The following is a 19,261-nucleotide window of genomic DNA, read 5'->3' as shown; positions in this document are numbered from 1 at the left end:
CGGGGCCTTTCTGCGTTCAGGGGCAATACCGCGCCCCTCTCAGAGGCGGCCGGCAGCCTTTAGCGCGAGATAAGCGTCTGCGAGGGCAGGCGCGAGGTTGTCAGGGGTCGCATCGACGACGGTGACGCCGTGGCGTTGGAGCTGCTCGGCTGTGCGGCGGCGCTGAGCCTTGGCCTGAGTGCCCGCAGCGGCGTCGTAGACATCCTCGATGGTGCCCCGGGCTGTGGACATGTGCTGGATGTGGGGGTCGGCCACCGAGGCCACAAGCACCGTGTGGCGCTGTGTGAGCTGGGGGAGAACGGGGAGCAGGCCCTCTTCGATGGGTGCGGCGTCGAGATTGGTGAGCAACACGATCAGGGACCGGCGGGGGGCACTGTTCAGAGCTGCGGCGCTGAGGCCGCGGGCGTCGGTTTCCACGAGCTCGGGTTCGAGGGGAGCGAGCGCGTTGACCAGGGCAGGCAGGAGGTCGCCGGCTGAGCGGCCCTGGACCTGGGCGCGGATACGGCGGTCGTAGGCCAGCAGGTCCACGCGGTCGCCCGCGCGTGAGGCCAGGGCGGTAAGGAGCAGTGCGGCGTCCATTGCCGCGTCGAGCCGCGGGACATCCCCGACTCGGCCGGCCGAGGTGCGGCCCGTGTCGAGTACGACGAGGATGTGGCGGTCCCGTTCGGGGCGCCAAGTGCGTACGGCGACGGTGGTCCGGCGGGCTGTGGCGCGCCAGTCGATGGAGCGGGTGTCGTCACCGGGGACATAGTCGCGGAGGCTGTCGAACTCGGTGCCCTGGCCGCGGATGAGGACGCTGGTGCGGCCGTCGAGTTCGCGCAGTCGGGCCAGTCGGGACGGCAGGTGCTTGCGGCTGGTGAAGGGCGGCAGGACGCGGACAGTCCAGGGGACTTTGTGGTTGCCCTGGCGGGCGGCGAGGCCCAGAGGTCCGTAGGAGCGGACGGTGACGCGATCGGCCTGGCGGTCGCCACGGCGGGTGGGACGTAGGACGGTGGTGATACGTCGGCGCTCGCCCGCGGGGACGGTCAGCTTGTGTCGGGATGCCGCCTGCTCGGTGCCGGCGAGCCAGCTGCTCGGGGGCCAGGCGTCCCGGAGGTGGGCGCGCAGGCGGCGGTTGGAAGGGTTGGTGACGGTCAGTTGGACTTCGGCGGCGTCACCCAATCGAACTGATGTGTCACCGCTTCGGGTGAATCGGAGCGTTCGCACTGGCGCCGCGAGGGCGTAGTCGCACAGGATTGCTAGTGACAGAGGCGCGTTCACAGCGAGCATCCCGGTCCAGCTCGGGGCCAGGATGCCCACGGGGAGAGAGCCGAGAGCGGCGAGGAGTGCGGTTCTTCCGGTGAGGGCCATGAGTCGGCGCCTCAGCGGGGGACGGGGACGTGGCTGAGGATGGCGGTGATGACGGAGTCGGCGGTGACTCCTTCCATCTCCGCTTCGGGCCGCAGCTGTATCCGGTGGCGCAGGGTCGGCAGGGCCAGGGCTTTCACATCATCAGGGATGACGTAGTCGCGGCCGGTGAGCCAGGCCCAGGCGCGGGCGGTGGAGAGCAGGGCTGTGGCACCTCGGGGAGACACACCGAGGGTGAGTGAGGGGGATTCACGCGTGGCACGGCAGATATCGACGACATAGCCCGTGATCTCGGGGGAGACCGAGGTCTTGGAGACGGCGGTGCGGGCCGCTTCCAGGTCGGCGGGGCCCGCGACGGGGCGCACGCCCGCAGCATGGAGGTCGCGGGGGTTGAAGCCCTCGGCGTGCCGGGTCAGGACGTTGATTTCGTCCTCGCGGGACGGCAGAGGGACCGTCAGTTTGAGGAGGAACCGGTCCAGTTGGGCTTCGGGAAGGGGATAGGTGCCCTCGTACTCGACGGGGTTCTGGGTCGCGGCGACCAGGAACGGGTCTGGCAGCGGGCGGGGCGTGCCGTCGACTGTGACCTGCCGCTCCTCCATCGCTTCCAGGAGCGATGACTGGGTCTTGGGCGGAGTGCGGTTGATCTCGTCGGCGAGAAGGAGATTGGTGAACACGGGACCGGGCTGGAAGGAGAACTCGGCAGTACGCGCGTCGTAGACGAGAGAGCCGGTGACGTCGCTGGGCATGAGGTCGGGGGTGAACTGGACGCGCTTGGTGTCGAGTTCGAGGGAGGCCGCGAGGGTGCGGACCAGGAGCGTCTTGGCGACGCCCGGTACTCCTTCGAGGAGGACATGGCCGCGGCAGAGCAGGGCCACGACGAGTCCGGTGACAGCGGGATCCTGGCCGACCACGGCCTTGGCGATCTCGGTGCGAAGGGCCTCCAGGGAGGCGCGGGCGCGGTCCGAGTTCTCAGCTGTCTCGGGGGTCGGGACGCTCATGAAGTGCGTACCTCTCTTTCAAGGGCGTCGAGTTGGTCTGCCAGGTGGACGAGAGCGATGTCGTTGGCCGGAGCCGGGCCGAAGAGCAGGGCCTTGAGGTCCCGGTCGCTGGTGGGGAGATGGGCCGAGATGGCCGGGAGCAGGGCCGCGGGGGAGTGTGCGTCGTTCGGGGGGACGCCGAGGAGCGGTGCAAGACGGGTGCGGGTGGCGGAGCGCAGGGCCGACGCCGCGCGGTCTCGGGCGTTCGCCTTGCGGTAGAGGCGGGCGCGGCCCTCGGTGGACTCGGAGGCGCGGATGGCCACGGGAAGCCGTTCGGTGACGAGGGGGCCCAGCCGGCGGGCGCGCCAGATGGCTGCCAGGGCGGCGGCGAGGGTGAGTTGGAGTGTCCCCCAGAGCCAGCCGGAGGGGACGAGATCGAGGAACGTGCTGTCGGTGTCGCCGTCGGTGCCGTCTTGGGCGGCGGAGCTGTCGCTGAGCGAGGGGAGGTACCAGACCAGATGGGTGCGGGAGCCGAGGAGTTGCAGGGCGAGGGAGGCGTTGCCGTGCTTGTCCAGACGGTGGTTGTACAGGATGTCGGGGGAGCCCAGCAGGACGGTCTCGCCCCGGCCGGGGTCGTCGATCCTGACGAGGCTGGGCAGGCCGTCGCTCGGGTAGCAACTGTCGGCGCCGGGCGTCCGCGTGGAGTACCGCTCACCGCCGAGGTCGGCGTTGCCGGCGCTGCGGGCGGCGGGGAGGGAGCACTGAGGGGTGCGTGCCGAGACGGGGGCCGGGATCTCGCTGTCGACGCCCGGGGCCAGTGCGTCGAGCGACGCGGGTCCGGCGGAGAGGAGGACGGTGCGCCCGCCGGAGTTGGCCGTCGCGGTGCGGAGGGTCTCCTGCTGGTGGTCCGTCAGCAGGTCGGGTGCGGTGACCAGAAGGGTGGTGCGGGGGCCGGCCGCGGCGGTGGCCTCGTCGAGCGTGGTGACCACGCGGGTGGAGACGCCGCGGTCCTTGAGGAGTTCGGCGACGGCCCGGCTGCCGGAAGGGTCGGCGGAGCGGGGGTCGAGGCGGCCGTGCTGGTCCCCGGAGCGCAGGGCGGCCATGGCGAACCCGGCCGCGACGATGACGACGAGCGCCAGCAGCAGACCGCGGGTTCGGGTCCACACCTGGTTGCCGGTGGGGGACATGGAGGTGGAGCTGAGGGTCGCCCCGGTCATTCCGTTGCTCCTTGGGCGCCGCTCAGTTGGGGCTTGGCGCGCTCCAGCTCGAGGTCGAGGTCACGCAGGCGTAGATATGCCTGCTGGTCGGCGGTGCGGCCGCCGTATGTGACGTCGTCGAACTCCCTGGCGGAGGCGCGGAGTCCGTCGGCGTGGCCGGGAAGGGAGCGGCCTGCTTCTGCGGCGGCCTCGTCGGCGGTACGGCCGGGGCGCGGGTCGAGGAGGGTTCGTTCCTCCAGGGAGCGGACGATTGCTCGCATGCGTTCCTGGACGGCTTGGTTCCAGCGTCCCGCGGCGGCGTGGGCCTCGGCGGCGGCGCGGTGTTCCGATGCGCTGCGGGGGCTGTCGTCGAAGAGGGAGACCGCGGTGCCGGGGGTGCGCCGCGGTGTGCCAAGTCGCCACCACAGGGCGGCGATCAGGCCGATGACGAGCAGGACGACGACGAGAAGACCGACCGGGCCACCGGGGGTGGCGCCTGACGCGGCGTCGAAGATGCCGCCGACCCAGTCCCAGAAGCGGTTGAGCGCGCGCTGGAGCAGGCTCGGGTCGTTCTCGTGGTACATCGGTTTGGACAGTTCCCGCTCCGCCGCTTCCCGGGCGGGAATGCGGGGAGTGTCCACCGGTACGTCGTCGTTCGCGCGGATCAGCGCCCGCGCCATTGTCATGCCCCCCCTGGTGGACACCGCATCAGCTCCTGGAGGGGGCCTGGCCGGGCTCGGAGCCGTAGCCGGGGACGCCCGCTGCCCGTGCGAGTTCGATATCGAGGGCCTCGCGGCGGATGCGCTGGTCGATGTAGAGGAGGACGGTCACGCCGGCGGAGATCGGGTAGGTGATGGAGGACGCGATCACCGAGCCGATGCCCGTGATGATCAAGAACGGCCAGCCGAAGTCAGGGGTGGTCCCGGCGAACAGGTCGCCGATCCCGCTGCCGTCCACCGCGAATGCGATCAGAGCGAACGGCACAGCGATGATCATCGAGACGAGCAGGGTCAGCAGCAGGGTCAGCGCCACGATGCCAAAGGTCCGCCACCACGCGCCCTGGACCAGTTTGGCGGAGCGGCGCAGGGACGCGACGATGCCTTGGCGTTCCAGCATGAGCGCGGGAGAGGCAAGAGCGAACCGGATCATCAGCCAGAGGATCACGACGCAGGCCGCCAGGCCTGCGAGTACGGAGAGCGCGACTCCCCCACCGTCGCCCAGCAGCAGGCCGGGCAGAATCGCCACGGCCATGATGCCGCCGCTTATGAGTGGCAACAGCAGGGTCAGACCCAGCAGTTGGGGGAGCCGGGGCCGCGCCTCGTGCCAGGCCTCGGAGAGTGTCACCGGGCGGCCCAGGACCGAGCGGCTGATCACCACGGTGAGAAGCGCCGTGGTGAAGAGCGTGGCGATCAGCGTGATGATCAGCACCGGGCCCATGGCGATCAGGCTGGACTGCAGCGAGTCGACCGACTGCCTCAAGGCCTCCGACGGGTCCGCGTCCGGGTTGACCTCGGGCGGGTCGGGGAGCAGGTAGCGGTCGACGAGGATGTTGCCGATCTCGGTGATCACGGAGACGGTGATCGTGATGCCCAGCACCGTCCGCCAGTGGGCGCGCAGGGTCGACACCGCGCCGTCGAGGATCTCGCCGACGCCCAGTGGACGGAGCGGGATGACGCCGGGCTTGGCGGCCGGAGGACGGCCCCAGCTGCCGCGCGGCTGACCGCCGCCCCAGCCGGGCGCCGGCGGTGGCGGCGGTGGCGGCGGCGCAGGGACGCGGTTGGCACCCGGTGCGGTCGGTGCGGTCGGCGCGGACCACTGTCCCGGGGGCGGCTGTTCCTTGGACCAATTCGAGGCGGGGCTGCTCTCGTCGGCGGGCGGGGCGGGCTGGGGGACGCCGCCGTCCTGGCCGTCGGAGGGAGCAGATCCGGGCGGGGCCCAGCCCGGAGTGTCGTTCACGGTCGTCCACCTCAAGGATTGGTCACGGGGCCGGCTCGGCGAGCCGGCACGTTCAGGGTGCCCGTCCCCGTAGTGGGGCGGCAGGTTGGCTGCCATCGTGCCACGCGGGGCCCGCTGGTGGGCGGGCCCCTGTATCTCCCTCGCACCTTCATTGTCAGTGGCTCACCGGGCAGACTGGGCGGATGGCTGATCAGTTCGTACAAAACCCGGTGGGCGCGGAGCCGCCCATGCTTCCGGTGCTGCGCTGGGACGAGCCACCGGAAGGACCTGTGCTGGTGCTTCTCGACCAGACCCGGCTGCCCATCGAGGAGGTCGAGCTGGTCTGTACCGATGTGCCCGCGCTGGTGCGGGCGATCCAGACGCTCGCCGTACGCGGGGCGCCGCTGCTGGGCATCGCGGGCGCTTATGGTGTGGCCCTTGCCGCTGTGCGGGGCTACGACGTGGAGGAGGCAGTGGGGCTGCTCGAGCAGGCGCGGCCCACCGCCGTGAACCTGGGGTACGGGGTGCGGCAGGCGGCTGCCGCGTACCGGGCCGCGGCGGAGAAGGGGGCGGACGCGGAACAGGCCGGACAGGCGGCCCTGGCCGCGGCCAGGGGGCTGCACGAGGAGGATGCAGCGGCCAGCGCCCGCATGGCTGAGCACGGGCTGGTGCTGCTCGACGAGTTGCTGCCAGGTGGCGGTCACCGGATCCTGACCCACTGCAACACGGGGGCACTGGTCTCCGGGGGTGAGGGCACCGCGTTCGCCGTGTCGCTTGCGGCGCACCGCGCGGGGCGGCTGCGGCGGCTGTGGGTGGACGAGACGAGGCCACTGCTGCAGGGTGCCCGGCTGACCGCCTATGAGGCGGCGCGCTGCGGAATGCCGTACACATTGCTCACGGACAACGCCGCGGGGTCGCTGTTCGCGGCGGGGGAGGTTGATGCCGTACTGATAGGGGCCGACCGGATCGCCGCCGACGGTTCGGTGGCGAACAAGGTCGGGAGCTACCCGCTCGCCGTGCTGGCGAAGTACCACCACGTGCCCTTCATCGTCGTCGCGCCGACGACGACGGTCGATCTGAGCACGCCGGACGGGGCGTCGATCGAGGTGGAGCAACGGCCTGGACAGGAAGTGACGGAGGTCACTTCGCCGCAGATGGCGGCGGCCGGAGGGGGAGGGAGCGGGCTGCCGGTGGCACCGCTGGGAACGCAGGCGTACAACCCGGCGTTCGACGTCACACCCCCGGATCTGGTGACGGCGATCGTCACCGAACAAGGAGCGTTGTCCCCGGTCACCGGGGGCGGAATAGCGGATCTGTGTGTCAGGTCACGCCAGGTAACGATTAGCTAATGGGATGATGTCGATTATGAAGGGACGAGTCCTTGTCGTCGATGACGACACCGCACTGGCCGAGATGCTCGGGATTGTGCTGCGTGGTGAAGGTTTCGAGCCGTCGTTCGTAGCGGACGGCGACAAGGCACTTGCCGCTTTCCGTGAGGCCAAGCCGGATCTTGTACTGCTGGATCTCATGCTGCCCGGACGGGACGGCATCGAGGTGTGCAGGCTGATCAGGGCCGAGTCCGGCGTGCCGATCGTGATGCTCACCGCCAAGAGCGACACCGTGGATGTGGTGGTCGGCCTGGAGTCCGGGGCCGATGACTACATCGTCAAGCCGTTCAAACCGAAGGAGCTGGTCGCCCGGATCCGGGCCCGGCTGAGGAGGTCCGAGGAGCCGACGCCGGAGCAGCTGACGATCGGGGATCTGGTCATCGACGTGGCCGGTCACTCCGTGAAGCGGGACGGGCAGTCGATCGCCCTGACCCCGCTCGAGTTCGACCTGCTGGTCGCGCTCGCCCGCAAGCCCTGGCAGGTGTTCACCCGCGAGGTGCTGCTGGAGCAGGTGTGGGGCTACCGCCACGCCGCGGACACGAGGCTGGTCAATGTGCATGTACAGCGGCTGCGTTCCAAGGTCGAGAAGGACCCCGAGCGCCCGGAGATCGTGGTGACCGTCCGTGGCGTCGGTTACAAGGCCGGGCCGAGCTGACATGCCCCGAGGCAGTGTTGCTCCGAAGCCCGGGGAGCCGGGAGTCCGTACGGGGCGGGCTGCCGGACCGGGGCGTGAGCCTTCGCGATTCGGCCGCCTGTTCCATGGCGGACGGCTGCCCCAGGGCAGTGCGCCCGGCGGCCCGATCCTCCGGCTCGCCATGCGCTGGGTGCGCCGTCCGCTGCTGCCGGCTGTCCGGCTGTGGCGGCGGAACATCCAGCTCAGGGTGGTCGCGGGCACACTGCTGATGTCGCTCGGCGTGGTGCTGTTGCTCGGCCTCGTCGTCATTGGCCAGGTGCGCAACGGTCTGCTCGACGCCAAGGGGAAGGCGGCCCAGAGTCAGGCGGCCGGCGGTTTCGCCGTGGCACGGGAGAGGGCGAACGCGCCCGTCGGGCCGGGCGGGCAGGACGGCGCCTCGACAGACGGCAGGACCGCCCGGAGTTCCTGGCGGTCCGACCTGGTGGAGCAGCTCGCCAGTGGTGGTCAGGGCGCGTTCAACGTGGTGGCGCTGAGTTCCGGCTCCAAGGATGCGGGTTCCAGCCGCGGGCCCCGGACCTCGGGGAGCGTGGACTTCGCGAGCATCCCCGAGGGACTTCGGGAAGCCGTCGACCAGGGGACCGGGACGTACGAGACCTACCTCCGGATCAAGTACAACAACGACGAGCACGAGCCCGAGCCCGGGCTGGTCATCGGCACACGGCTGAACGACATCGAGGGCGATCCCTACGAGCTGTACTACCTCTTCCCGCTGGCGCAGGAGGAGCAGTCGCTCAGCCTGGTCAGGGGGACCCTGGCCACGGCCGGACTGTTCGTGGTTGTCCTGCTGGGAGCCATCGCCTGGCTGGTGGTGCGGCAGATTGTCACGCCCGTACGGATGGCTGCCGGCATCGCCGAGCGGCTCTCCGCGGGCCGCCTCCAGGAGCGGATGAAGGTCACCGGCGAGGACGACATCGCCAGACTGGGCGAGGCGTTCAACAAGATGGCGCAGAACCTCCAGCTCAAGATCCAGCAGCTGGAGGAGCTCTCCCGGATGCAGCGGCGGTTCGTCTCGGACGTCTCGCACGAGCTGCGTACTCCGCTGACGACCGTGCGGATGGCAGCCGATGTCATCCATGAGGCGCGGCAGGACTTCGACCCGGTGACGGCGCGCTCCGCCGAGCTGCTCGGGGATCAGCTGGACCGCTTCGAGTCGCTGCTCTCCGATCTGCTCGAGATCAGCCGCTTCGACGCGGGAGCGGCGGCCCTGGAGGCTGAGCCGATAGATCTGCGCGAGGTGGTACGGCGGGTGATCGGCGGCGCCGAGCCGCTGGCCGAGCGCAAGGGCAGCCGGATACGAGTGACCGGCGACGAGCAGCCGGTCGTGGCGGAGGCCGACGCCCGGCGTGTGGAGCGTGTGCTGCGGAACCTGGTCGTCAACGCCGTCGAGCACGGCGAGGGCCGGGACGTGGTGGTGCGGATGGCAGTGGCCGGCGGGGCCGTCGCGGTCGCCGTGCGCGACTACGGGGTAGGACTGAAGCCAGGGGAGGCGACCCGGGTGTTCAACCGCTTCTGGCGGGCGGATCCGGCGCGTGCCAGGACCACTGGCGGCACCGGTCTCGGTCTGTCCATCGCGGTCGAGGACGCCCGATTGCACGGCGGCTGGCTGCAGGCGTGGGGTGAGCCCGGCGGGGGTTCGCAGTTCCGGCTGACGCTGCCGCGTACGGCGGACGAGCCGCTGCGCGGTTCGCCGATACCGCTGGAGCCGGAGGACTCGCGGCGGAACAGGGAACGTGCCCTGTCCGCGGAGCCGAAGGTGAGCGGGCACCTGCTGGCGTCCGTGCCTGCACAGTCGGTGACGGACCGGCTGCCCCTGCCCGTACCGCCGCGTGCTCAGGTGGCGCCTCGTACGGGCCCGACCGGCGTGGATCCCGCGGCGCTGCCGGGCAGCGGTGCCCGGGTTGTGGCCCGTCAGGCGGGGGAGCGGCTCGACGACTCCGCGGCACAGGTTTTTTCGGACCGGGAGGACACGACTCGTGGGCGCTGATCCCCGTCGCAACGGCCGCCGAGGCGCGTTGCGCGTGTCGGCGCTGCTCGGCTGCGGCAGTGTGCTGGTGGCCGGGTGCGCCTCGATGCCCGACAGCGGTGACATCCACGCCGTGAAGGCGTCCCCGCGCGCGGACTCCCAGGTGCGGGTGTACGCCGTGCCGCCGCGGAAGGGAGCCACTCCCGACGAGGTCGTCACCGGCTTCCTGGAGGCGATGACCAGCGACGATGCCAATTTCGCAACCGCGCGGACGTATCTGACGCCGGAGACGTCCCGGAACTGGCGGCCGGAGGCGGGCACCACGGTGCTGTCGGCCGCACCGGACGCCGGACAGGCAAGCACGGGTGGAGCGGACAGTCCGGGTCTCGACTATCCGCTGCTGGGCAAGCAGATCGCCACGGTGGACACCCAGCACGCCTATCAGCCGGTTACGCCCACCGACTACCGCCAGACCATTCATCTGACGCAGCAGAACGGTCCGGACGGCAAGCAGTGGCGTATCGACAACCTGCCGCCGGGACTGGTGCTCGGCGCATCCGACTTCCAGCGCAACTACCGCTCGGTGAACAAGTACTACTTCGTCTCCGGGCGGAACATCCTGGTGGCCGATCCGGTCTACATGCGGCAGCGGCTGGATCCGGTGACCCGGATGGATCCCGTCACCCAGTCGGTCAAGGCGCTGCTGGACGGGCCGACGAACTGGCTGAAGCCAGTGGTCGAGTCGCCCTTCCCGACCGGTACGACGCTGAACAAGGGCACCAAGGCGCTGGCGTTCGACGACCGCAACGCGCTGAAGGTGCCGCTCAATGAGAAGGCGTCCAATGTGGACCGCCAGCAGTGCGTGAAGATGGCCGCCCAGATTCTGTTCACTCTGAAGGATCTGACGTCCACCAGGGTGGAACAGGTGGAGCTGCAGCGTGCGAACGGCTCGCAGCTGTGTGTGCTCAACAGCGGCCAGGCGGAGGGTTACGCTCCGGACCACGTCTCCGGCAGGCCGGTCAACCAGTACTTCGTCGACGACAAGCACCGGCTGGCCCTGCTGGCCGGCGGAGCGAAGGACATAAGCGAGCCGGAGAACGTGCCAGGGCCGTTCGGCAATGGGCAGCTGCCCATGAGCATGGTCGGGGTGGCCCGCGACGAGCGAACCGCCGCGGCGGTCTCGAAGGACAACAGCCGCCTGTACGTGTCGTTCATTACCGGGCCGAGCAAGCTGGGCGACGCGGTGGTGAAGAGCACCGGCAAGAGCACCGGCAACCGTCTTTCGGCCCCGAGCTGGGACGGGCGTGGCGATCTGTGGGTCGCGGACCGCGACCCCGAGCGTCCGGCCCTGTGGCGTCTGGAGGACGGCGCGGGCAAACCTCAGAAAGTCGAGATCATCCCGGGGCTGGACGGCGCGCGCATTGAGGCGCTGAAGGTCTCCGCGGACGGCGTGCGGATCGCGCTGCTGCTGACGAAGGACGGGAAGACCACGCTGAAGATCGGACGGGTCCAGCGCCCGGGCCCCAAGGGCAACCCGGTGGTGTCCGTCGCGGAACTGCGGCCCGCCGCACCGCAGATGGAGACGGTGACGGCCGTATCCTGGGCCGGTCCCAGCAGGCTCGTGGTGGTCGGCAAGGAGTCCGGCGGGGTGCAGCAGGTCCGCTACATGCAGACGGACGGCTCGAGTTCGGACGTGAGCGTGCTGCCGGGGCTGAACCGGGTCAAGGCGGTCGCGGCGTGGGACGACGAGACTCGCCCGCTGGTGGCGTACTCCGAGGACGATGGGATCGTGAGACTCCCGGCCGGCGCCAACTGGCAGACGCTGGTGAAGGCCGGCTCGGCGCCGGTCTACCCGGGGTAGGCGCGGCCGGCTCGACGCCCCCCCTCGTCCGGCTCGGCACCTTTCCCCCTCCGGGCCGACCGCACCCGGAGGGGGCTGGGGCTTCAGGACAGCCCTTCTGCGGGCCTCAGAAGGGCCTGGGAGAGCCTCGGGAGAGGTCCGGGGGCAAAGCCCGCGGAGCGTTGTCCACAGGGGTGGCACGGCGCTCCAGCCGTTGGCACAGTGGTTGCCATGCGGGGCTGGTGGCGGGAAATTTCCGGTCTGGTGCTCCCGGTCGACTGTGGTGGCTGCGGCACTCCTCGTACCCCGCTGTGCGAGGAATGCGCGTCGGCGCTGTACGGCACGGCAGCGCGCCGGGCGAGGCCGGTGCCGGAGCCCGCAGGCCTGCCGGTGGTGCACGCCGCCGCGCCGTATGGCGATGCGGTACGTGCGGTGCTGCTGGCCCACAAGGAGCGGGGCGCGCTTGGGCTGGCCCGGCCCTTGGGTGTCGCGCTCGCCGGGGCGGTGCGGGCGGGCCTGCCCCGGGCCGCCCGGGCGGCAGCGGGGCCGCTGCTGCTCGTACCGGTGCCGTCGGCGCGGCATGCGGTCAGGGCGCGGGGGCACGACGCGGCGCGGCGGATCGCTCTGGCCGCCGCGGGGGAGCTGCGGCGTACGGGGACCGAGGCGAGGGCGCTCCCGGTGCTGCGGCAGTGGCGGGCAGTGGCCGACCAGTCCGGCCTCACGGCGCCCGAGCGGCTGGCGAATCTGGCAGGGGCCCTGGAGGTCGCGGCCGGCGGCGGGCGGCTTCTGGAGAGCGGCCGGGCGGTGCTGGTGGACGATCTCATGACGACCGGGGCATCGCTGGTCGAGGCGGCACGGGCGCTCCGCGTGGCCGCCGGGCCGAGATTTCCCGGACCCGTGAGCGCAGCGGTTGTCGCAGTGCCACCGATCTCTTTCGAAATGAACCGGAACTGACAGGGTAGTCGGAACGTTGCACGTAGTGAGAGGAGAATTACTCCTGAACGGAGGTACGCGCTGGTAGCGGGTGCCAAGACCCGTCCGATCGAGCTATGTTCGGTTGTGAGGAATGGCTGCTGCCGTGCCTCGCCGAATGCACTGCCGTGCTTCCGGGCTTTCGGTCAGGGATTCGAGAAAATCGAACCTTGAAAAGTTGGTGGGGTGGGGACCTTGTCGACTGGGGAGGAGGAGGTGAAAGTCGCCAAGTCGGAGGCTCTGGTGATCACCGGAGCCTGGTGCAAAAGGGAGACGCTCCGCAGCCTGCGAGCGGGCGGGGCTATCCGGGAACGGAGTTCTGCGTGGACATCGTCGTCAAGGGCCGCAAGACCGAGGTGCCCGAGCGGTTCCGCAAGCACGTGGCCGAGAAGCTGAAGCTGGACAAGATCCAGAAGCTCGACGCCAAGGTGATCAGCCTGGACGTCGAGGTGTCCAAGGAGCACAATCCGCGGCAGGCCGACCGTTCTGACCGCGTGGAGATCACTCTCCACTCCCGAGGCCCGGTGATCCGGGCGGAGGCCGCGGCCGGCGACCCGTACGCAGCACTCGACCTTGCCACCGGCAAGCTGGAGGCGCGGCTGCGCAAGCAGCACGAGAAGCGCCATAACCGCCGTGGCAACGGCCGCATTTCGGCATCCGAAGTGGCTGATGTCGTTCCGGGCGTCGCCGAGTTGAACGCCAATGGCCGGCCGTACGCCGAAGAGGCGTCGGAATCCATTCCCACCACCAGGATCGGCTCGCTCGAAGTCCAGGGTGAGGGACCGCTGGTGGTCCGCGAGAAGATCCACACCGCAGCACCGATGACGCTCGACCAGGCGCTCTACGAGATGGAGCTGGTCGGGCACGACTTCTATCTCTTCGTCGACTCCGAGACGAAGCAGCCCAGTGTCGTCTACCGGCGGCACGCATACGACTATGGCGTCATCCATCTGGAGACCGACCCGCTGGCGGGATCCGATGCAGGCGGCGCCGGAGGTGCTCTCGGCGGCTGACGACGGCCGTCACAGCAGGTGGATGGTGCCCCTGGAGCGCCCTGTGCGCCCCCAGGGGCACCACCCTGCGACCACAAGGATCACCGCTCCGCCGTCCGGGCATGAAAGCATGGCCTCCAAGCCAACCGAAGTGCTGTGCACTGACGTTGGAAGACCCACACGTGATCTTCAGGCCACGGCCTCAGGGGGAGGAACGATGGCGGACAGCTTCGGGCCGGTTCGCGACGACAACGCGGACCACGCCGGTGCCACGGTCGTCGCAGCCGACGCGGACCACAGCGGCTCCCGCAAGGAGCCGATCCGGGTTCTGGTGGTGGACGATCACGCCCTCTTCCGGCGCGGGCTGGAGATCGTCCTCGCGCAGGAGGAGGACATCCAGGTCGTCGGCGAGGCGGGCGACGGCGCGGAGGCCGTGGACAAGGCGGCCGACCTGCTGCCCGACATCGTGCTGATGGATGTGCGGATGCCCAAGCGCGGTGGCATCGAGGCCTGTACGTCCATCAAGGAGGTGGCCCCCAGCGCGAAGATCATCATGTTGACGATCAGCGACGAGGAGGCCGACCTCTACGACGCGATCAAGGCGGGCGCCACCGGCTATCTCCTCAAGGAGATCTCCACCGACGAGGTGGCCACGGCTATTCGCGCGGTGGCGGACGGGCAGTCGCAGATCAGCCCGTCCATGGCGTCCAAGCTGCTCACCGAGTTCAAGTCGATGATCCAGCGCACCGACGAGCGCAGGCTTGTGCCCGCGCCCCGGCTGACCGAGCGGGAGCTGGAAGTGCTCAAGCTTGTCGCCACGGGGATGAACAACCGAGACATCGCAAAGCAGTTGTTCATTTCCGAGAACACCGTGAAGAACCACGTCCGTAACATCCTGGAGAAGCTGCAGCTGCACTCCAGGATGGAGGCCGTGGTCTACGCGATGCGGGAAAAGATTCTCGAGATCCGGTAGCGGCCACCCGCTGGGCAAGGCTCAGGAAACGGCCCGGACGAGGTCCGCGGTGAGTTCGGGGCGGTCGACTCGTTCGATGCGTACGGAATCGCAGCCGACCCACTCCGCCGCCTCGCGCAGCGCCTGCGCCATGGGGGCCACCGACTTCGCGCCGTGCAGCGACACCTGGCGTGCCACCAGCGTCGAGCCCTCGCGGGCCGGGTCGACGCGGCCCAGCAGCTTTCCGCCCGACAGCAGCGGCATCGCGAAGTAGCCGTACACCCGCTTGGGCTTGGGGACGTAAGCCTCGAGGCGGTGAGTGAAGCCGAAGATCCGCTCGGTGCGCGCACGTTCCCAGACCAGCGAGTCGAACGGCGAGAGCAGGGTCGTGCGATGCCGGCCGCGCCGCTCGGAGGCCAGCGCCAGTGGGTCCGCCCAGGCGGGCTTGGACCAGCCCTCCACCGTCACCGGCACCAGACCGGAATCCACTACAACCGCGTCGAACTGCTCGCCCTTGAGCCGGTGGTAGTCCGCGATGTCCGCGCGGGTGCCGATGCCGAGCGCCTGGCCCGCGAGCCGGACGAGCCGGCGCAGACATTCCGTGTCGTCCAGTTCGTCGTGCAGCAGGTCGTCGGGGACGGCCCGCTCGGCGAGGTCGTACACCCGCTTCCAGCCGCGCCGCTCGGTGCACACCACCTCTCCGTACATCAGCGCGCGCTCGACGGCGACCTTCGAGGCCGACCAGTCCCACCACTCCCCGCCGTTCTTCGCGCCGCCCAACTCCGTCGCGGTGAGGGGGCCTTCGGCGCGCAGCTGCTTGACGACCGTGTCGTACGCACCGTCCGGGAGGTCGTGATTCCAGTGCGGGCGGGCGCGGTAGGCGCGGCGGCGGAAGGCGAAGTGCGGCCATTCCTCGACGGGCAGGATGCAGGCCGCGTGCGACCAGTACTCAAAGCTGTGGCCCTCTGTCCAGTACGCGTCCTCGACCGTCCTGCGGCCGACCGCGCCGAGCCGGGCGTACGGAATCAGCTCGTGCGAGCGCGCCAGGACCGAGATCGTGTCCAGCTGTACGGCGCCGAGGTGCCGCAGCACGCCCCGCACCCCGGCCCGCCTGTCGGGCGCGCCCAGGAAGCCTTGGGCGCGCAGCGCTATGCGGCGGGCTTCGTCGGCGGACAGTTCGGTTGCGGGCCGCGGCACGGTGGTCATGGTCGGCACCCTAGACGGCGGCACTGACAAAGGGCCCGGGACGGACGATCAGCCCTGGCAGGGCCTGGCGGGCCAGGGCCTGCCAGGGCCGATCGTCCGTCCCGTCCGGTCATTCACCCATCCCCTCAGTTCCGGGTCGGAAGATACGGGTGGGTGCTCGCCAGTCCCAGGTCGGACGGGAGCAGCGCGCCCACCCAGGCGTCCCTCAGGGTGTCCTTGTTGAGCAGGGCCGCGCGCAGCGCGCCCTCGACGACGAAGCCGGTCTTCTCGGCGACGGCTCGCGATCCCGCGTTGCCCACCTCGGCCCGCCACTCGAGACGCGTCGCGCCCAGCCTGGCGAAGGCCCAGTGCGCCACGGCGCCCACGGTCTCCGCCATGATGCCGCGCCCACGGTGCTCCTTCGCCGTCCAGAAGCCGATCTCCCAGGTGCCCGAGAATGTGCGCAGGGTCACTGCGACCGACGCCATCAGCGGGCCGCCGGCGCGCGGCAGCACGGCGAAGGTGCACATTGTGCCGGAGTGCCAGCCGTCCGGCACCATCTGCCTGGTGAACTCGGCCGCGTGCTGCCGCTCGTAAGGCGAGGGAACCGTCGTCCAGCGCTGGATGTCGGGATCCTGGCAGGCCTGGTACACCGCGTCCGTGTCGTCGGTCGTGAACGTACGCAGCAGCAGGCGCTCGGTGGTGAGGGTGATGGGCTCCATGACCGGATTCTTGTCAGGTCCGCGGAGGGATGCGAGTACTTTTCGTACCTCACCGGCACCTTCCACGCGTCCCGCACGTTCTATTTGCGGATGACAGCAGGCCTGGCTGACGGCGGACCTCCCGACCCGGTGGGGTCCTCGCTTACGATGGCCGTTGCGGTGGGGCCCACCTGCCGTGCCCGCGCCAGTGTCCATTACACGACCCAGTGCCAGGCCCGATTGGCAAGGAGACCAACCTCAGTGTCCGTCTTCAACAAGCTCATGCGTGCAGGCGAAGGCAAGATCCTGCGCAAACTGCACCGCATCGCGGACCAGGTCAACTCCATCGAAGAGGACTTCGTCAACCTCTCCGACGCCGAGTTGAGGGCGCTCACAGACGAATACAAGGAGCGCTACGCCGACGGCGAAAGTCTGGACGACCTGCTTCCCGAGGCGTTCGCGACCGTCCGAGAGGCCGCCAAGCGCGCCCTCGGGCAGCGCCACTACGACGTACAGATGATGGGCGGCGCCGCGCTGCACCTCGGATACGTCGCCGAGATGAAGACCGGTGAGGGCAAGACCCTCGTCGGCACGCTGCCCGCGTACCTCAACGCGCTTTCGGGCAAGGGCGTCCACCTGATCACGGTCAATGACTACCTGGCCGAGCGTGACTCCGAGATGATGGGCCGGGTCCACAAGTTCCTGGGCCTGAGCGTCGGCTGCATTCTCGCCAACATGACTCCGGCGCAACGTCGCGAACAGTACAACTGCGACATTACGTACGGCACGAACAACGAGTTCGGCTTCGACTACCTGCGCGACAACATGGCGTGGTCCAAGGACGAGCTCGTCCAGCGCGGCCACAACTACGCCATCGTCGACGAGGTGGACTCGATCCTCGTCGACGAGGCCCGTACGCCGCTGATCATCTCCGGCCCCGCCGACCAGGCCACCAAGTGGTACGGGGACTTCGCCAAGCTGGTCACGCGTCTGACCAAGGGCGAGGCCGGTAACCCGCTCAAGGGCATCGAGGAGACCGGCGACTACGAGGTCGACGAGAAGAAGCGGACCGTCGCCATCCATGAGCCGGGTGTCGCGAAGGTCGAGGACTGGCTGGGCATCGACAACCTCTACGAGTCGGTGAACACCCCGCTCGTCGGGTATCTGAACAACGCGATCAAGGCCAAGGAACTCTTCAAGAACGACAAGGACTACGTCGTCATCGACGGCGAAGTCATGATCGTCGACGAGCACACCGGCCGTATCCTCGCCGGCCGCCGCTACAACGAGGGCATGCACCAGGCGATCGAGGCGAAGGAAGGGGTGGACATCAAGGACGAGAACCAGACTCTCGCCACGATCACCCTGCAGAACTTCTTCCGCCTCTACGGCAAGCTCTCCGGCATGACCGGTACGGCGATGACCGAGGCCGCCGAGTTCCACCAGATCTACAAGCTGGGCGTCGTGCCGATCCCGACGAACAAGCCGATGGTCCGCCTGGACCAGTCCGACCTGATCTACCGGACCGAGGTCGCCAAGTTCGAGGCCGTCGTCGACGACATCGTCGAGAAGCACGAGAAGGGCCAGCCGATCCTGGTCGGCACCACCTCGGTCGAGAAGTCCGAGTACCTCTCTCAGCAGCTCAACAAGCGAGGCGTCCAGCACGAGGTCCTCAACGCCAAGCAGCACGACCGTGAGGCGACGATCGTTGCCCAGGCCGGCCGCAAGGGTGCGGTCACGGTCGCGACGAACATGGCCGGACGTGGTACGGACATCAAGCTCGGCGGCAACCCCGACGACCTCGCCGAGGCGGAGCTGCGCCAGCGCGGACTGGACCCGGTCGACCATGTCGAGGAGTGGGCCGCGGCGCTGCCCGCCGCGCTGGAGCGCGCCGAGCAGGCCGTCAGGGCCGAGCACGACGAGGTGACCGACCTCGGCGGGCTCTATGTGCTGGGCACCGAGCGGCACGAGTCGCGGCGTATCGACAACCAGCTGCGTGGTCGCTCCGGCCGTCAGGGCGACCCGGGCGAGTCCCGCTTCTACCTCTCCCTGGGTGACGACCTGATGCGGCTGTTCAAGGCGCAGATGGTCGAGCGCGTGATGTCGATGGCCAACGTCCCCGACGATGTGCCGATCGAGAACAAGATGGTCACGCGCGCGATCGCGTCGGCACAGTCGCAGGTCGAGCAGCAGAACTTCGAGACGCGTAAGAACGTCCTGAAGTACGACGAGGTCCTCAACCGGCAGCGCGAGGTCATCTACGGTGAGCGCCGCCGCGTCCTGGCGGGTGAGGACCTGCACGAGCAGGTGCGCCACTTCATGGACGACACCATCGACGCGTACATCCAGGCGGAGACCGTCGAGGGGTTCGCGGAGGAGTGGGATCTGGACCGGCTGTGGGGCGCGTTCAAGCAGCTCTACCCGGTGAAGGCCACCGTCGAGGAGCTGGAGGAGGCGGCAGGCGACCGGGCCGGGATCACCGCCGAATTCATCGCCGAGTCCATCAAGGACGACATCCACGAGCAGTACGACGAGCGCGAGAAGCAGCTCGGCTCGGACATCATGCGTGAACTCGAGCGGCGCGTGGTGCTGTCCGTACTGGACCGCAAGTGGCGCGAGCACCTCTACGAGATGGATTACCTCCAGGAGGGCATCGGTCTGCGCGCCATGGCGCAGAAGGACCCGCTCGTGGAGTACCAGCGCGAGGGCTTCGACATGTTCACCGCCATGATGGAGGGCATCAAGGAGGAGTCCGTCGGCTACCTGTTCAACCTGGAGGTCCAGGTCGAGCAGCAGGTCGAGGAGGTCCCGGTGCAGGACGCGGCGGAGCGGCCCTCGCTCGCCAAGAAGGACGCGGTGCCGGCGGGTGCGTCCCGTCCGGAGATCCGCGCGAAGGGGCTCGACGCACCGCAGCGGCCCGACCGGCTGCACTTCTCCGCGCCCACGGTGGACGGGGAGGGCGGCATCGTCGAGGGCGACTTCGACAACGACGGGCAGCCCGCACGGTCGGAGACGGACGGGTTGACGCGGGCGGAGCGGCGCAAGGCGCAGAAGGGCGCCGGGCGCCGCCGCAAGAAGTAACTCTGCGCTTGCCTGTTGCGAAACGGCCGGGGCCGGAC

15 protein-coding genes are annotated in these 19,261 nt (G+C 69.5%); 8 read left to right on the top strand and 7 right to left on the bottom strand.

What is annotated here, in order from left to right:
* Window positions 1–39: 39 nt before the first annotated feature.
* Genes J7E87_RS32755 through J7E87_RS32735 form a run of 5 tightly spaced genes read right to left on the bottom strand, consistent with a single transcriptional unit; the run spans window position 40 to window position 5,476 of the window.
* Complete coding sequence (locus J7E87_RS32755) at window positions 40–1,350, bottom strand: DUF58 domain-containing protein (RefSeq protein WP_215098262.1); 1,311 nt, start codon at window positions 1,348–1,350, stop codon at window positions 40–42.
* A gap of 11 nt (window positions 1,351–1,361) precedes the next feature.
* Window positions 1,362–2,345, bottom strand: a complete 984-nt coding sequence (locus tag J7E87_RS32750) for a MoxR family ATPase (protein ID WP_215098261.1) — start codon at window positions 2,343–2,345, stop codon at window positions 1,362–1,364.
* Window positions 2,342–3,541, bottom strand: coding sequence for a DUF4350 domain-containing protein (locus tag J7E87_RS32745; RefSeq protein WP_215098260.1), 1,200 nt, complete (start codon window positions 3,539–3,541; stop codon window positions 2,342–2,344). Before J7E87_RS32745 ends, J7E87_RS32750 begins: the two co-directional genes overlap by 4 nt.
* A complete protein-coding gene (locus tag J7E87_RS32740; protein ID WP_215098259.1) occupies window positions 3,538–4,224 on the bottom strand; it encodes a DUF4129 domain-containing protein in 687 nt (228 codons plus the stop codon). Before J7E87_RS32740 ends, J7E87_RS32745 begins: the two co-directional genes overlap by 4 nt.
* A 4-nt stretch (window positions 4,225–4,228) precedes the next feature.
* Window positions 4,229–5,476: a hypothetical protein gene (locus tag J7E87_RS32735; RefSeq protein ID WP_215098258.1), complete on the bottom strand. Its 1,248-nt coding sequence runs from the start codon at window positions 5,474–5,476 to the stop codon at window positions 4,229–4,231.
* 182 nt (window positions 5,477–5,658) lie between these two features.
* Here J7E87_RS32735 and mtnA point away from each other — a divergent pair, with 182 nt between their 5' ends.
* The 7 genes from mtnA to J7E87_RS32700 all read left to right on the top strand — a co-directional run bounded on the left by mtnA (window position 5,659) and on the right by J7E87_RS32700 (window position 14,277).
* Complete coding sequence (gene mtnA / locus J7E87_RS32730; RefSeq protein WP_215098257.1) at window positions 5,659–6,804, top strand: S-methyl-5-thioribose-1-phosphate isomerase; 1,146 nt, start codon at window positions 5,659–5,661, stop codon at window positions 6,802–6,804.
* A 4-nt stretch (window positions 6,805–6,808) separates the two neighbouring features.
* On the top strand, window positions 6,809–7,498 hold the full coding sequence (gene mtrA / locus J7E87_RS32725; RefSeq protein WP_208857631.1) for an MtrAB system response regulator MtrA: 690 nt from the start codon (window positions 6,809–6,811) through the stop codon (window positions 7,496–7,498).
* Window position 7,499: 1 nt separating this feature from the next.
* Complete coding sequence (gene mtrB / locus J7E87_RS32720) at window positions 7,500–9,521, top strand: MtrAB system histidine kinase MtrB (protein ID WP_215098256.1); 2,022 nt, start codon at window positions 7,500–7,502, stop codon at window positions 9,519–9,521.
* Window positions 9,511–11,361, top strand: a complete 1,851-nt coding sequence (locus J7E87_RS32715; protein WP_308313168.1) for an LpqB family beta-propeller domain-containing protein — start codon at window positions 9,511–9,513, stop codon at window positions 11,359–11,361. The genes mtrB and J7E87_RS32715 overlap by 11 nt, the downstream gene beginning before the upstream one ends.
* A 210-nt stretch (window positions 11,362–11,571) precedes the next feature.
* Complete coding sequence (locus J7E87_RS32710) at window positions 11,572–12,294, top strand: ComF family protein (RefSeq protein ID WP_215098255.1); 723 nt, start codon at window positions 11,572–11,574, stop codon at window positions 12,292–12,294.
* Between the two features lie 341 nt (window positions 12,295–12,635).
* Window positions 12,636–13,325, top strand: coding sequence for a ribosome hibernation-promoting factor, HPF/YfiA family (gene hpf / locus J7E87_RS32705; protein WP_215098254.1), 690 nt, complete (start codon window positions 12,636–12,638; stop codon window positions 13,323–13,325).
* 196 nt (window positions 13,326–13,521) lie between these two features.
* Window positions 13,522–14,277 carry a response regulator transcription factor gene (locus J7E87_RS32700; RefSeq protein ID WP_215098253.1) on the top strand — a complete coding sequence of 252 codons (756 nt, stop codon included), beginning with the start codon at window positions 13,522–13,524 and terminating at the stop codon, window positions 14,275–14,277.
* A 21-nt stretch (window positions 14,278–14,298) separates the two neighbouring features.
* On the opposite strand, the gene J7E87_RS32695 is transcribed toward J7E87_RS32700, so the two are convergent.
* Both J7E87_RS32695 and J7E87_RS32690 read right to left on the bottom strand, forming a co-directional pair.
* Window positions 14,299–15,462 (bottom strand): winged helix-turn-helix domain-containing protein, encoded by a 1,164-nt coding sequence (locus tag J7E87_RS32695; RefSeq protein WP_215098252.1) that lies wholly within the window; start codon window positions 15,460–15,462, stop codon window positions 14,299–14,301.
* Window positions 15,463–15,587: 125 nt separating this feature from the next.
* Window positions 15,588–16,163 (bottom strand): GNAT family N-acetyltransferase, encoded by a 576-nt coding sequence (locus tag J7E87_RS32690; protein ID WP_215098251.1) that lies wholly within the window; start codon window positions 16,161–16,163, stop codon window positions 15,588–15,590.
* 240 nt (window positions 16,164–16,403) lie between these two features.
* On the opposite strand from J7E87_RS32690, the gene secA reads away from it, so the two are divergent.
* Window positions 16,404–19,223, top strand: coding sequence for a preprotein translocase subunit SecA (gene secA / locus J7E87_RS32685; RefSeq protein ID WP_215098250.1), 2,820 nt, complete (start codon window positions 16,404–16,406; stop codon window positions 19,221–19,223).
* The last annotated feature ends 38 nt before the right edge of the window (window positions 19,224–19,261 follow it).

Source organism: Streptomyces sp. ISL-1 (assembly GCF_018614585.1).
GTDB classification, from domain to species: domain Bacteria; phylum Actinomycetota; class Actinomycetes; order Streptomycetales; family Streptomycetaceae; genus Streptomyces; species Streptomyces maoxianensis.
Note: the sequence above shows the minus strand (reverse complement) of the source record. Positions and strands in the feature narration are given on the sequence as shown.